Consider the following 14717-nt stretch of genomic DNA (forward strand, 5'->3'; position numbering starts at 1 on the left):
CATACAAACGCAGGTAGTGATACTGAAAGTTCTTATGATAAAATCATCTGCTGTTGCTGAACCTAGGTAGCGAGATAAAAACCGCTCTCGCAGCTCTATCCATTTCTCAAAAAGTGCCGTAAATACGCTATTTTTTCGGCGTTTTCACTATGTACATCTCACCACCTGCGTTCGGTTAGAGGAGATTATTGATTAACAATACTTTCATCCGTTATCTCCCTCTGTACAGCTCTATTGTTTTTTCTACAACATCATCCCAGTTATATTTCTCACAGATAAAATCAGCTGACTGCTTCTTCATCTTCGCAACTTTTTCCGGATGGTCGCAGGCATCTTGCATCTTTTCCCGTAAGCTTTTTACATCTGATTTTTTAAAGATCAAAGCTTTGTCTTCTACAACCTCTGCACACTCTGGAATATCAGAAACCAGACAACAGTTACCATAGCTCATGGCCTCCAGCAAGCTCAATGGCATACCTTCTAAATCAGAAGGAAGTGTGTAGATATAAGTATTGCTATATAGCTCATCCAGTATCTGTCCCTGCACAAATCCGGTAAAAATAATTCTGTTATCATCTTTTGCCAGCTCTTTTAGTTCCTCCGTAAAGGAGTCGGTATCACTGGAACCTCCGGCAATGACCAGCTTTTTATTTGTTTTAACATTCTTAAACGCCTCAATCAAATATCTGATTCCCTTTTCCGGTACCAGTCTGCCAAGAAACAGTATGTAGGAATCTTTAGTCAGGCCAAATTTATCTGTTATCAGATCAGCTTTCCGTACTTCCGGCCGGTTCACACCATTTGGAATGAATCGTGTGTTTCTTCCATACATATCTTTGAAATAATCCTGAACACCTTTACTCAAGACAATCATTTCATCTGCATACTTTACAGCGTTCTTTTCGCCCTGTCGGATGAATTTAGATCCAAAACCAGATTTCCATTTTTCACGTTTCCAGTCTATACCGTGGATTGTTACCACAACCCTTTTGCCGAATATTTTCGGCAACCACGAGAAAAAAGCCGGACCTTCGGCATGGATATGCACCACATCATATTTTCCAAATGCACTGCAAAGAGCTGCAAAGAAAGAAGAGCTTACCGCTGCGAGACCTTTTCGTTCAATCGTCGGAACAAACTTTTGACATATACCCTTATATTCCGTTTTCCTGTCGTACTCTGCACCGCTCACATGATGACCTGATCTGTTATAGCAAGTAATCTGACAACCATCCTGTACCATTCTGGTGCAAAGTTCTTTTACAACAATCTCTATCCCACCTTCACGGGAAAGACGTTTTTGTCCGAACATGGACACCGTAATTTTATCTTTCATACTGTTCCCCACCAATGCTTTTCTTCCACTTTTGGATCTGTCCGAATTCAGTTCTTACACTGACCCATCTCTTTTAAACACTACCAGCACCGTCTTCAGCAGGATCTTGATATCCAGCCCGATATTCCAGTTGCTGATGTATTCTTTATCCAGCCGTACTACTTCTTCGAAATCTGTGATATCACTGCGACCGCTCACCTGCCACATGCCGGTGATGCCCGGTTTGATTGCCAGTCGGACTCTGTGGTGCAACTCATAGAGATTGGTTTCGGAAATCAGCGGCGGCCTTGTGCCGACGATCGACATGTCGCCCTTTAACACGTTAAAGAACTGTGGGAATTCATCCAGGCTTGTCCGGCGGATGAAATCTCCGATTCCTGTTTTGTGTGTGCCATCCGGCAGGACTTTGTTTCCGATCACACGCGGATCGAAATCCATCTTGAACATTTTGCCGTCACCAAGTTTGTTTTCGTCCATTAATTCTGCTTTTCGCTCTTCTGCATCCATGTACATACTGCGGAATTTATAAATTTTAAACTTTCTGCCATTCTTGCCGACACGTTCCTGTGAAAAGAAGATCGGTCCCGGCGATGCGATATAGATCATTGGACCCACGACCAGGAAGATCAGTCCAGTAAGGATACATCCGACCAGTCCTCCTGCAATATCCATCATTCTTTTAAGTGCCAGCTGAAATGCAGATGCGTAGTTGATGCTTGTCGTAAGAACGGTATACACGCCAACTTTCTCCACGAACTGCTTCTTTCCCGGAATATTGGTGACTTTCGTAAGGTTCAGATGGATCGTTACTCCGGTTTCGCTCAGTTTTCTGATCAGTTCAGTCGGATATGGGATATCGTCTGAAATCACGATCAGGACTTCATCGATCCATTCTTTGCAGACATACTTCGGAGTGGTCTCTTCGTTTGCAACAACCGGAATATCTTCGACCTTTCTTCCGATCCAGTCTTCATCGATCACAGATACGCCTGCAATCCGAAAGCGTGCATAATTGTTTTCTTTCATATTATCAACGACTCGTCTTGCCACTTCTCCTGATGTTATGATCAGTAAAGACCTCTCTCCTCCGTTCTGCATCTGTTTTTTCAGAGATTTCTTCCTGAGTTCTCGCACAAGATAAGTGATCCCTGTATACAATAAAATAGTAAGGAATAATGCCAGTCTCGAATAATCTCCACCCTGCTGAAGCAGAAACAGATATAAAATTGCCAGTCCTCCAACCATGATGGAATGTTTAAGTGTCACCACAAAATCCCGATAGTAGCCTTTTTTCAGTACGCCTTTCATTGTGTCATAACAGAAAATCACCAGTAAATCTGCCAGTTCAAGAAATATAGACATATTTCGGTATAGCATAATATGATATGGATTCCAGCCATATCCGCTCAGGACATATGCCAGAATAAATGAGATTTGCAGGCACAGAAGATCCAATACAATAAAATCTGCATGTTTCAACCAACCTTCTGAATCTTTTCTATACATAAAACTGCTCTCTTTCTTATCTTTTATTTATCCCCATGCACCCTTTATTTTCAAATGTGCATCCCGTTTTTGCAAATTGCCCCCCACGGTGCTACATCGTTTTCTTTTTCACAACTGTAAAGCAAAAGCACTATACTTATAATGTATTGCTTAACAAGCATAGTGCCTTTCCTTCGCAGCTGTTGCAGCTGCCCATCCAGAACTAGCCTCTGGTGATCTTACCCTTAAATCCAATCTTTCTTAATCTCTTCTGCATTTTTGCATAAGTTTTCTTAGACATTTTTTTGCTGAACTTAACGGTCATTTTCTTTGTGTTGCTTCCTTTGAACGTATCCTGTGAGAACCAGATGTTCTTTGTATTTTTCACAACGATTGTTTTCAGAGACTTACAGTTCTTGAAAGACTGATTGTGAACCGTCTTGATATTCTTGGAAAGTATAATCTTTTTTACAGATTTCCAGTTTTTCAGAGACTTTGCACCAATACTGGTAACTCTGTACTTCACGCCGTTTACTTTAACGTAGTTCGGAACAGTCACATTTTTCTTGATTGTCGCAGCTCCGATAATACGTGCTCTGCCTGTATCATAGGTCTTTACCGTATAAACAGGGGTCTTAGTGTTATTACCTTTACTGTCTGTGTCTGCAATCTGGTTGACTGGCTTCTTACCGGTTGTCGGGCTCGGTGCTGCTGCGGTAGATGTAACAGCTGTACCGATCGTCAATACTGCTGCCAGAGTCAATGCCATAACTTTCTTCAGTACTTTTTTCATGTTGTTTTCCCTCCTTTCTCCTTTTATAAAAAATATATTGCATGGTAAGAAAGATGCCATGCAGTAAATCAGCAAGCCCTGATAGCCGCTGAAATACCCGGATTTATTTTTTCTTTCCTTTTTCACTTGCATAGTAACCATATTTCTGGTAATAATTTTTCTTTCGCTGATCTTCCACACGGTTCAGCACAATACCGAGCAGCGGACATCCGGCTCTCTCCAGCTGATGGATAGAATTCTGAACCATGCCACGTGACACCTTACCGCTTGCGACAACAAGAATCGCCCCATCACACAGAGAACCGATCTTTTCTCCGTCGGATACCAGATCAAGAGGCGGTGCATCAATGAAAATATAGCGATATTCTTCGGACGCCTCATTCAGAAGACGGTGGAATGTCTCGCTCTCTAAGAGCATTGCCGGGTTTACCAGGTTTTCTACGTTTGGTAAAATATCCCCCTGCGGCATAATCGTGTGCCATACAGCATCTTTTAACGGCATATCTTTGGAAAGCACATGGGATGTACCAATGAGCTTTTTGCCGTTTTCTGCCTCCATCTGGTATTTTTCTGCCATAACAGACTTTCTCAGATCCGTATCCAGAAGCAATGTGTGGATACCGGATTCTGCCATCTGTTTCCAAGTATGAAATGCCACAAAGCTTTTGCCTTCATTCTCGGTACTGCTGATCACCATGATCTTCTTCACATCTTTTGCCTGAAAGTTTAAGTTTACTCTCAATCGGTTGATCGCTTCTTCTGTAGAATAGGTAAGCGTCGGCATATTATTGATCTGTACTTTATTCATAACCTACTTCCTCCGATGTCTTCCCTGTTTTTTCTTGTCCTTATCCTGATATTCCAGGATAACAGTAAGCGGCATAACTCCGATAATCTTTTCTACATCTTCTGCTGTCTTGACGGTATCATCCATCAGGAAACGTACGGTATAGATTCCAACGATCAGTGCCAGTGCCAGAATGCCTCCAAGAGCTACGTTTTTCTTTGTGCTCGGGGAAGACGGTACTGCCGGGGTGATCGCTTCTTCTGCAATATTCGGGGCTGAGATACCCATCAGCTTCGGAAGATATGTAACTGCCTTGTCTGCCAGAGTATTGGCAATGTTTTTTGCTTCTTCCGGATCTGCACTTACCACGCTGACTGTCAGCAGTCTGGTATCTTCGATCGGAACGATCGAAATCATGCTTTTCAGCTGGCCGACCGTATAATCCAGTCCCAGGTCACTGATGATCTCGTTGCAGATCGGTCTGGTCTTCAAAAGCTCTGTATAGTCCGATGATAAGGTTGTACCAAGTCTTAAATCATCCAGATTGACAATGTTCTTCCCTGAAGCAGACACAACATAAAGTTTGGATACTGCTGTGTACTTAGGTGTGATCAGACACTTTGTCCCAACGCCGGCTCCAATCACGCCGATCAAAAACACTGCCACAATCACAATCCATTTCGTTTTCAGATAACGAAGCAGTTCGCCAATATCAATTTCGTCCTGAGAATCTTCGATTATATTCTCCCTGCTCTGATCCATAAGTAGTTCCTCTCTTTTGTCTTTTTCTACATTTTTCTTACATAACTTTTCTCACATATTATACAAATCTTTCAAAGTTTTGACAATAGCCATTTTATCCAAATAAAATTCCGTATGCTCCAATCCATCGTCAAGATGCTGACCGAGTTTTGTCGTACCTTCCAGTTCAAAGGTTCCCCTGTTTGTTGCCTGCTGCATATCCGTCAGAATGTCTGTCAGAACTCCTCCGCTCATATCGGTGACTGCCACTTCTGACATCTGTTCATAAATTTCTGCCCCAATGGATGGATCATCGTGCATTTTTTTCTTTAATTTCGCCATAAATGCCTGCATATACTGTCTGTGACGTTTCATACGTGAAGTATTTTCGCTGTCATCGATTCCCTGACGATATCTCAGAAAATTATATGCCTGTTCATCACTCAGCGTAACGGTCTCGCCTTTTTTCAGTGTCGGATCTACATCACCAAAATCACTGTCGATGGTTACGGTAACTCCTCCGATTGCATGGTTCAGTTTTCCGATATCTTCCATATTGATCGCATAGTAGCCATTAATTTTGACTCCTCCAAGCATCCTGGAGACTGCTTTTACTGTATTTTCGCAGCTTTCTTCCGGTGTGCCTCCGTACCAGTGTGCCGTACAGAGCTGCATATCGGCGATGGCCATCCCTTTTCCATTGCGTCCGATCAGATTGATCTCTGTCATCGTATCTCTGTTCAGCTGCAGGAATGTATACGTCTGTTCTTTTCGATTTACGATCACAAGCATCAGAAAATCTGCCATATTTCCGATATACTCATCACGGTCTGTGTCTTCCTTACCGCTGCCATCCGTCCCCATAAACAGATACGTCTCATAGTCCGTGGAATATTTATATTTTTTCCCGTTTAATTTTATTTTGTTCCATAAAAGCCGCTCCAGCTCATCCGTTGTTTCACTTTGCTGCGTCTCGGTCTGCCCTTCTGTCGCTGAAACCTTTTCTGAGTGCTGTTTTCTAAAATACCACGTTCCCACAGCAAGTACACACACAAGTACTGCCAGCAGCACTATGATCCCTGTTGTTTTCTGTCTTTTCATATGTTTAATACCCGCTCTCCCAATCGATCGATCTCTTCTGATTTTCCTGCCCCTGCCAGCTTCTCCACTGCTTTTCTTCCTTTTAGCATGTTCGGTGCTCTTCTTCCTGTATTATGGCAGTCGCTCCCAAGAAGCACCGGAATCCCGCTGTTCAGCAGCTCTCTGCAGAGTTTTTTCTTTCCAAACTGAAGGATCTCTCCTGCATTTAACTGGATTGTCAGCGGAAGATCCAGGATTTCTTCCCAGATATCTTTATTTTTCTGATACGAACTGTAACGTTCCACGTGAGCCAGTATCACTTTAATCCTGCGGTTTTCAATGATTTTCCGCACTTCCCTATAGACTTCTTTGTCCCACTGAGAAAAAGGCATCTCCAGAAGCAGTGTATCTGTCCCTTCAATACAAAGACTTGGAAGCATCGGGGAATCTGCCATTCCATTGTAATAGAGTACTTCTGCTCCTCCGAAGATCTGCATTTCCTGTCCCCATTCTTCCTCATACAGTGTTTCTCTTACACGTGCCAGCCGTCTTTCCCGCCGATCCAGAAAAACCTCCGGGAATTCATGCTGGGCATAGAAGTGAGAACTCGCCACAACCTGCCGGACTCCCTGATCGTACTCCATCTTCAGCATTTTCTGCGTTTCTGCCATACGGTGGCTTCCATCATCCATACGCGGCAAGATATGTGCGTGAAAATCAATCATAGTGTTCTCCCTTCATTCGCATTCTTTTAACGTGTTCTTATTTCAGCCTGACATCTTTTATTCTTCCTTCCCCATGTTTTTCCAGAACCTGACTTCCTTTCGGATGCGATCCATTTTCGTTACGGGTGCACAGAGCAGGCGCACGATCCACATGACAGGCATCAGTATCGGTATCTTATACAGGAATGGATAAATGTTGCACATATAAGAATACTCCGGAAATGTCCTTGTCAGGAAATACATGGCTTTTGCCACTTTTTTATTCTTATATTTTTTCTGAATCTTTTCCTGTCGGTTTGTGTATTTCTGATTATCTGTACCGAATGCTCCTGAAACCAGAATCAGTTTCTCCATTCTCGTATCACCCACATGATATTCTTTTCCAAACCAGGAAAGTGCTGTCTTTTCCAGCTGTTCAAAAAAGTTTTCTTCTCCTCTGATCCGGAATTCTTTTTCCAGGACATCTCTGTGCAGTTCCTTCCCCTTTTTTTCCATAAAAATAAAAAGATCCAGTAAGAAACGAACTCCACAACCGGAAGAATAAAAATGTTTTTCCAGATGATCCAGCATGAACATATAGTAATCATCCCAGTTCATGGCATACAGACCGTCTTTTTTTTTACATCGTTCCCATATTTTTTCGTATTTGGTTTTATTCTTATAAGGGGTCATGTGATTATGTATCTCAACATACATCCACGGTTCTTTCTTATAGACATCCACGGTATCATCACATTCATTTTTTACAAACCTGTAACCCATACCACACATGATATCTCTAGCTTTTTTTCGGTTTTCACGGTCGATCAGAAAATCCAGATCTCCCATCTGACGGTATTCCGGTCTGGGATAGAATCCCTTCATGATCCAGCCTTTCATGGGAAGTATGCGTATTTCTCCCTGTTCTGTGAAGGCTCTGAAAATTTTGTTTCCTTCACTTCTCTGTACCGCATCCATCACGGTACAGGACTGACTGGTTTTCTGCCATTTTTTCATGATATCTTCATCTTCCGGCTCTGCGATCTGCCTGAGTGCATCGTATGCCATGCAGATAAGATTGTTATTTTTTGCCGTCAGGAACAGCTGTTTCATCGAAACTTTTTCCGGCTTTGGCTGTGGTTTCCGCTCTTCCAGGACAGAGCGGATCAACTCGATGAGATATTTGGCTGCAAGAATTTTTTCCTGTTCCTGCTGCTCTTTCTTTTCTTTTGCTTCTATGTCTGAAGTATTAGATTTTACGTTGGTCTTTCTGCTGTTTTTCATCGTATCTCTTTCATTCACCGGTTCTGTTCTTCTTTCTTGCCACTCATCATTTTCCATGCCATCTGTGCCGCCTGATGGGAAATATCACACTGCATCCGGTAGAGCGGTACACGTTCTGCCGTCTGCTTGAGCAGAGTGATCGTCCGGATCAGTTTTGTCTGATCTGCCGGCCGGTAGACCTGGCGAAATAAATACGGAAATGCATCTGCCGGTGAAATCATCTTGATATGGTTCTTTTCTCCGCGTTCCAGCAGACAGATCCCTTTGACCGGTACTTTCTGGTTGCTGTCCAGGTTATGTTTACCATTCCACGGTGTGCCGCAGACATAGATGGCATCCTCTCGCACCTGGATCAGAGGCTTGTCATCATTTACCATCACGGCACGCTCACCAAAGATTTCACGCCACAGCCGTGTGTGGGTTGATTTTCCGGTGCCACTCGGAGCTGTAAACAGATAAGCCTGACCGTCTAGTGCAACTGCGGAACAGTGAAACAAAAATGTATCGTGTTCAACCATAATTTCTGAAATCTTACGGTACACCGCCAGACTCTCCAGCATTCCATTCGAACTGCTGACGCCAGACTGATCCTCTCTTTCGATCTCCTCATCACTGGCTGCGATCAGTATCCCCGGCTCTTCCACTTCATAACTTCTGCACTGCTTCTCCAGATATGGATACTGCATCTGTAATGTAAAAGCAACATCTGCAAACCGGTAGTTTTTCGTTACCATTTTCTACTCCTCCAACAATCCCTTTGTGCGAAGTTTTTCCAGAAACTTCTTCACATCGGCTGTCGCTTTCTCTTCTTTCACATCGTATTCCGATGTCAGAGCTTTTACAAGATCTGCCTCTGTTGTTCCGCCCTGAAGTTTCTCCCACAGAAACGCTCCCACTTCATTCAGCCTGATCAGCCCTGCCAGTCCTCCGTCATTTACTGTGATCGGCACAGCCATCTTCTCGCCGCCGATCGTATCTAAAAGATAATCTCCTTTGATTTTCATATCAATTTTCTCCTTATTATCACTCTGAATATGGAAACATTATTTACACTGCTCCTATCGAATCGAAATATTAAGCCGCAAAAACCATTCTCTACTCCATAATTATAGCGATATTTGTCCTCCTGGTCAACATGGCTTATTTTTCATTTTTATTCAACATGACTTATTTTTATCCAGATTTTGTTTTTTCTTTCTGCATTTCAGGCAAAAACGTTTCACCCTTCTGAAAAAGACAGTATTTACCCAAAATCCTGCCCACATCCTATGCTTTATATCATTCACCGGGATCACCTCATCTCCACGGATGATTTCTGTCACCCTTCCGATCATCTGTTCCCTTTTTATGCCATATTCATCCGAGAACTGATTATCCCCACGGAATATATAAGCATTTTCTTTTTTCCCTGTTACCCGGTGCAGCACAAATGTACCGTTTTCCCGCTTATACAGTATGATATCATACTTTTTTATCCTGTCCGGAAGTGCTGCAAGTGTGACTTTGTCCCGCCCCTGGACGATAAACGGCTGCATACTCGTTCCTCCCGGATAAAAAGAAAACTCACCACCCCTTGCGAGAACTTTCCGGATTGTCTGTTCTATTTGTTCCAGTTTTATTTCCCGTTGCTGCATATCGGTTGCTCTCCTCCACTGCATTCCAGAATAATGCGAAAAATCCCTGCCCTTCTATCCGGAAAAGCAGAGATTTGCTGCATTCATATGCATTTGTTATCGTTTTTCAGTCCCAGCCGTCCGCACTGTCTTCCCATGAGTCTTCACCACCAATTTCCAGTTCTTCTGTTTCTACATTCTCCTGCGAAGTTACCGTGCTGTTTTCTGCCGCCTGCTTATCAGTACTTGCTTCTGTATTTTTCTGTCCTGTACTGTCACTTTCTGTTGTTTTCTGCGGTAAATTCTGAATCTCCGTTTCCTTATTTGTTTCTGTTTCTTTTACTGTCTCTGTCTCACTTTCCTGTTTTACTGTTGCCATCTGCTGTGTCTGATCTTTCTTTTTGCATCCGGAACAGGAACAGATCATAAGACATATCAAACATATATAAATAATCTTTTTCATACTATTTTCTTCCTTTTTCACAGGTTTAAAAATACCTGCACTCCAATCCAGCAGTGCAGGTATTACATTATGCTTTAGTCAAAATTGCCAAAATCCGGACCTAATTCGCTTTCCTCAGTTGTAGGAGTAGATTGATTCATCACATCCGCAAATTCAAGTAACAACACTTCCATTTCCGGTTCTTCATAATTTCTTTTCATTTTTTGTCACCTCTTTATTATTTGCTTTCATACGGTGCAACATCGGAATATACGGTATAGGTTGTATCTCCGTCCGTATAAGTGACATAAGATCTTCCATACCATTTTTCTTTTTTGCCCGCTTTTAATCGTGCTTCATAAGTTCCATTATTTGCAGTTCCCTTTGCAATTGATTTCTTTGTTCTGGTTGCACCTTTTACCATTGCATTCGTATTATTCTTATACAGGTTATCCCATCCTGTCTGATCTGTAATAATAATGCCATGTTCGATCACTCTGTATGACTTATCAACTGAACGTTTTGCGACGAATGAAACTTTTCCCAGAGAAGTAAGATAACGTCCTGCACAGAAAATATTTACTTCCGGTTCTGCTTCAACATAAGAGGCCTCCAATATCATATCTTCGACAACATAGAATGTATAACTCGTGCTTGTACACATAACTTTTCCTTCAAACCCCTTAGTTGGTATCTGCCACTGTGCAAAATTTGCATCATTTGCTGTTCCCGGTGCTGTTACCTTCACTCTTGAAAACATTGGAACATAAATCCATTTTTCTTTTCCTGTAGTATCACTTCCTTCGTCTTCACCATCACCATCCACAGCAGTCAATATAAGGTCTTCCAAAGCAGCTTCTTCTGATTTTATTGTTACCTTATATAATTCTACCAGATTATCCATTGCCGTTCTCAGTTTAGCTTCTTCTGCTGCAATTGCCTCAAAATCTGTAGATGTAAGAAGTCCCTGAGCTATTTTCAGCTCTTCACTAAGTTTCTTTGATGACTCCTTTGAATAATGCTTTCCATCGCTCCCTTTGTTCGCTGCTTCAGTAATGAGTGCTTGCAATGCTTCTGTGGATGGTGCTGCATTTACAACTACTGTACAGGTTGCACTCTTTGTATTGTCTTCTTTTGATGTTGCGGTGATCGTAGCTTCTCCGGCACGCTGGCCTGCTGTTATGACTCCATTGTCGTCAACAGTTGCAACATCCGGATTATCTGTTGTCCAATCAACTGTTGAATTTGTTGCATTTTTTACAATCGCTTTCAGTGTCTGTGTAGCTGAATCACCCGCTGTCATTGTTACATAGGTCTGGTCAAGACTCACCGATACTTCTGCATCTTTTGCAAACAATGCCACATAAGAGTACTGACTCTTGCTGTTTACAACTTCATTAAGTACTGCTGTTGATTTCTCAGTGGTTGCTCCTTTAGCATCTGTAATCAGCCATTTTACAAAATGGCAACCAGAAGCCGGAGTTGCTGTCATAGTAACAGCAGTATCAATCTTATCCAACATTAAACTCTTATCTGTAGACACTGTTCCTAAATTTATATCATTGCTACTAACTGATGGAACAGATATCACTTTGGACACATCACTGTCATTTGCATCATCTTCCTGCCATAAGGTTATTTTAGATGCAGTAAGATAAGAGTTGTTATGATCGTACACCGATGATACACGTAACCGAATATGGGTTGCTTTTACAGTAAACGGAAGAATCACCGTCTGTTCCTCATTATTATTTTCAAACTGTCCTTTGCAAACAACCACAAAATCACTATCACTTGGCTGTTCTTTTGTTGTAGTTGCCGCCAAAATTTCATAATCTTTTGCATTACAGGAGACAACATCTGATCTTGATCGATATGTAAGCTTTCTGATATTTTTCTCTGAGCCAAATCCAGCTTCAATCCACAACTTATTTGTTGACGACGGTATCCCGCCTTCTCCACTACCAGTATTATTATATTTTGTATGCCAATGATGGGCTTCGATTCCATCAAATGCATACCAGGCAGGACCATCATTTCCAGTGCTTGTTCCCTGTGCTGAATTAGCTCGTACATTATCCTGCTGTATACTTATCAGAGAGCAGGAAAGCTGTTCAGTAAAAGTTGGTATATAATTGGCACATTCATACGTATTCGTTAAAGAAAATGAACTTCTTGAAACAACTGCATTATCCTTCTTCCAACCATTGAAAACATATCCTTCATTTGGTGCTGCATACAAAGTAACATTTCGTGTCGTTCCTGACAGGCGTTTTCCTATTATTGAAGCTGATTCATCTGCCGCAGCTGACTCACTTGCATCATTTGTTGTTTCATATCCAGGCGGCAGGATTGTTACCGTTCCATTTTTAATGCCTGCACTTGTCTCGATATCTTCCAATTCTGATACTCTTGCCGAAGTATCCTTCACTCTGTACAGATTAATTTCACCAGCACATACAAAACTTGCTGAATTATATCCAGACAAAGCCACCAAGCGAATATGAGTTGCTCTTACCGGCGTAAAAGTTATTGTATCAACATCATTTCCTGCCGAAATATTTGATGACATCGTTCCCGCCTTTACAACTGCCCAATCTCTAGGTTCTGGGGTTCCTGTTTCTCTATTTGCTGCCAAAATAACATAATCTGAAATACGTGTAGCTGTACTACCATTTGCTCTTCCTCTATAAGTCAGGCATCCTACTGTTTCTACTTTGTTTTTTTCATTTTCAGTTCCAAAACTTGTCTGAATCCATATTGGATTAGAAGCAGACGGCTTGTCCTTGCTTCCCACACCGCCACTCTGATTATAATTTTGATGCCATAAGGTGCTCTCGTCTCCATCAAAAGCAGCTGTTGCCGGTAAATCATGCGTAGATGCGTTATTCACATTTGCATGCGAATTATCTTTTGCATTTGCTTTCAGAATACTCTGATCAATCTTTTCATAGTAAGCGTCTCTGAAAACTGCTGTCAGTGTGGTATCCTCTTCAGCCGTTGTCGTATACACTGCATCGTTGCTGACAATTTTGCCGGAAGCATCACGCCATTCAACGAATTCGCCTGCTTCTGTTGCTGTTGCCTGATATTTGACAGGAACCCCCTTCATCACCTGTACAGTATTTGATTTTCCTTTTGCCTCAGCAACATCCACAGTCACTGTTCCCAGTTCTTCATTCGATGTAGATGCTGTCGCTGTCACAAGTGCTGCATTTTCCGGGACAGTCACGATTCGCATCTTATTGATTTGCATATAATTAGCAATACCATTGAACGAGATGCCATAAAATTTCACATCTGTAACCTTTGAAACCGGTGTAAACAGTGCTGCACGTGTAACATTCTCTTTCTCCCAGGCAGTTTCGTTCTCATATACATTCTCATATACATTCTGATAGCTATCACTGCCTTCTGTCTTCACTTCTACTTTTGCAAACCTGACATATCCATTTAACTGACCCTTTGATAAATAATATAAACATCCTGCTACAGTCTGTGCCTCATGAAAGTGAAAATTAATCCATGTCCCACTATCATTACCATTAATCGCCAAAAATGCCCCATCATTGTTTGTCAGAATATTCGTGTCTTTTGCTGTACTTGGCGAGTCAGCTGTTGTTACTTCTACATTTTCATTAACTGTCAGCTGCAGATTTTTATATCCGTATGGTGCCGGAAGTGCATCTGCTGTCGCATCGACGGTGCTTGCATCGTCACTGGCATATGCTGCAGTATCTTCTGCTGCAAGTGCTGTAAAATTAGCAACTGGAACACTTGACAATACCATAGCCACAGCTAATGACTGTGCTAAAATTTTTTTCAATTTCATATTCTTTCTCCTTTTCTTAATTGTACTTTCCAAAACATATTGCAATTTTTTTATAACCACTCTCCTTTTCATTGCATACGTGTTTTTAACAAAACTTTATACAATATAGTATCATTTTTATTCTTAAAATTCAATACGATTCTTTTCGTTTTATAAATTTTTAGTGACCTTTTTAGTAACAGTTCAGCCTTTCGGCCGAACATGTCAGAGACATTCTATTTCTTTTACTGTTCCAAATTCACATCTTCCGGCAACTCCGTAAGTCTCCTGGCTTCTTTCTCATCAAACCCTTCCCGGCACAAATTCCTGTATACCAGTATTTTGCCTTCGACCTTGCCTTCGATTTTGCCTTCAATTTTTCCCTCTGTTCTTCCTTCACTCCTGCCAATCTCGATTCCCTTGGCAATGCCCATTTGTTCTAACCTTTCTGCCACATCACACATACTGTGCACTCCTTCCTTCTTTTTCCTGAAAATTTCCTCATAACGTCTATCTCCTGTCATGACCTGCAAAAGTTTCAGCACTTCATCCACATGCCGGATCTCTGTTGGATCATCCGGTATATAATCTACTACAATATATTTATGGTTAATATCCCTTACAGCCAGTAAGGAATTATC

The 14717-nt window shown here is 41.8% G+C and carries 14 protein-coding genes and 1 pseudogene; all 15 read right to left on the reverse strand.

What is annotated here, in order from left to right:
• Nucleotides 1-211: 211 nt before the first annotated feature.
• Nucleotides 212-1336 carry a glycosyltransferase family 4 protein gene (locus tag ACLTL4_RS09265; RefSeq protein WP_412320451.1) on the reverse strand — a complete coding sequence of 375 codons (1125 nt, stop codon included), beginning with the start codon at nt 1334-1336 and terminating at the stop codon, nt 212-214.
• A 54-nt stretch (nt 1337-1390) separates the two neighbouring features.
• Complete coding sequence (locus tag ACLTL4_RS09270; protein WP_412320452.1) at nt 1391-2842, reverse strand: sugar transferase; 1452 nt, start codon at nt 2840-2842, stop codon at nt 1391-1393.
• A 202-nt stretch (nt 2843-3044) separates the two neighbouring features.
• On the reverse strand, nt 3045-3614 hold the full coding sequence (locus tag ACLTL4_RS09275) for a leucine-rich repeat protein (protein ID WP_412320453.1): 570 nt from the start codon (nt 3612-3614) through the stop codon (nt 3045-3047).
• A 103-nt stretch (nt 3615-3717) separates the two neighbouring features.
• On the reverse strand, nt 3718-4422 hold the full coding sequence (locus ACLTL4_RS09280; protein ID WP_412320454.1) for a CpsD/CapB family tyrosine-protein kinase: 705 nt from the start codon (nt 4420-4422) through the stop codon (nt 3718-3720).
• Between the two features lie 3 nt (nt 4423-4425).
• On the reverse strand, nt 4426-5163 hold the full coding sequence (locus tag ACLTL4_RS09285; protein ID WP_412320455.1) for a YveK family protein: 738 nt from the start codon (nt 5161-5163) through the stop codon (nt 4426-4428).
• Nucleotides 5164-5214: 51 nt separating this feature from the next.
• Nucleotides 5215-6243 carry an LCP family protein gene (locus tag ACLTL4_RS09290; RefSeq protein WP_412320456.1) on the reverse strand — a complete coding sequence of 343 codons (1029 nt, stop codon included), beginning with the start codon at nt 6241-6243 and terminating at the stop codon, nt 5215-5217.
• Nucleotides 6240-6947 carry a CpsB/CapC family capsule biosynthesis tyrosine phosphatase gene (locus tag ACLTL4_RS09295; protein ID WP_412320457.1) on the reverse strand — a complete coding sequence of 236 codons (708 nt, stop codon included), beginning with the start codon at nt 6945-6947 and terminating at the stop codon, nt 6240-6242. The genes ACLTL4_RS09290 and ACLTL4_RS09295 overlap by 4 nt, the downstream gene beginning before the upstream one ends.
• 57 nt (nt 6948-7004) lie before the next feature.
• Complete coding sequence (locus tag ACLTL4_RS09300; protein ID WP_412320458.1) at nt 7005-8267, reverse strand: nucleotidyltransferase family protein; 1263 nt, start codon at nt 8265-8267, stop codon at nt 7005-7007.
• Complete coding sequence (locus ACLTL4_RS09305; RefSeq protein WP_412320459.1) at nt 8225-8944, reverse strand: hypothetical protein; 720 nt, start codon at nt 8942-8944, stop codon at nt 8225-8227. Before ACLTL4_RS09305 ends, ACLTL4_RS09300 begins: the two co-directional genes overlap by 43 nt.
• 3 nt (nt 8945-8947) lie before the next feature.
• Nucleotides 8948-9214: a PqqD family protein gene (locus ACLTL4_RS09310; RefSeq protein WP_173866657.1), complete on the reverse strand. Its 267-nt coding sequence runs from the start codon at nt 9212-9214 to the stop codon at nt 8948-8950.
• A gap of 153 nt (nt 9215-9367) precedes the next feature.
• A complete protein-coding gene (locus ACLTL4_RS09315; protein WP_412320460.1) occupies nt 9368-9844 on the reverse strand; it encodes a S24/S26 family peptidase in 477 nt (158 codons plus the stop codon).
• A 106-nt stretch (nt 9845-9950) separates the two neighbouring features.
• Nucleotides 9951-10286: a hypothetical protein gene (locus ACLTL4_RS09320; protein WP_412320461.1), complete on the reverse strand. Its 336-nt coding sequence runs from the start codon at nt 10284-10286 to the stop codon at nt 9951-9953.
• Nucleotides 10287-10360: 74 nt separating this feature from the next.
• Nucleotides 10361-10486 (reverse strand): hypothetical protein, encoded by a 126-nt coding sequence (locus ACLTL4_RS09325; protein ID WP_412320462.1) that lies wholly within the window; start codon nt 10484-10486, stop codon nt 10361-10363.
• A 17-nt stretch (nt 10487-10503) separates the two neighbouring features.
• Nucleotides 10504-14097 carry a discoidin domain-containing protein gene (locus tag ACLTL4_RS09330; protein ID WP_412320463.1) on the reverse strand — a complete coding sequence of 1198 codons (3594 nt, stop codon included), beginning with the start codon at nt 14095-14097 and terminating at the stop codon, nt 10504-10506.
• A gap of 224 nt (nt 14098-14321) precedes the next feature.
• Nucleotides 14322-14717, reverse strand: a pseudogene (locus ACLTL4_RS09335) (hypothetical protein); the annotation flags it as partial.

This window comes from Hominisplanchenecus sp., from assembly GCF_046967715.1.
In the GTDB taxonomy this organism is placed as follows: domain Bacteria; phylum Bacillota; class Clostridia; order Lachnospirales; family Lachnospiraceae; genus Hominisplanchenecus; species Hominisplanchenecus faecis.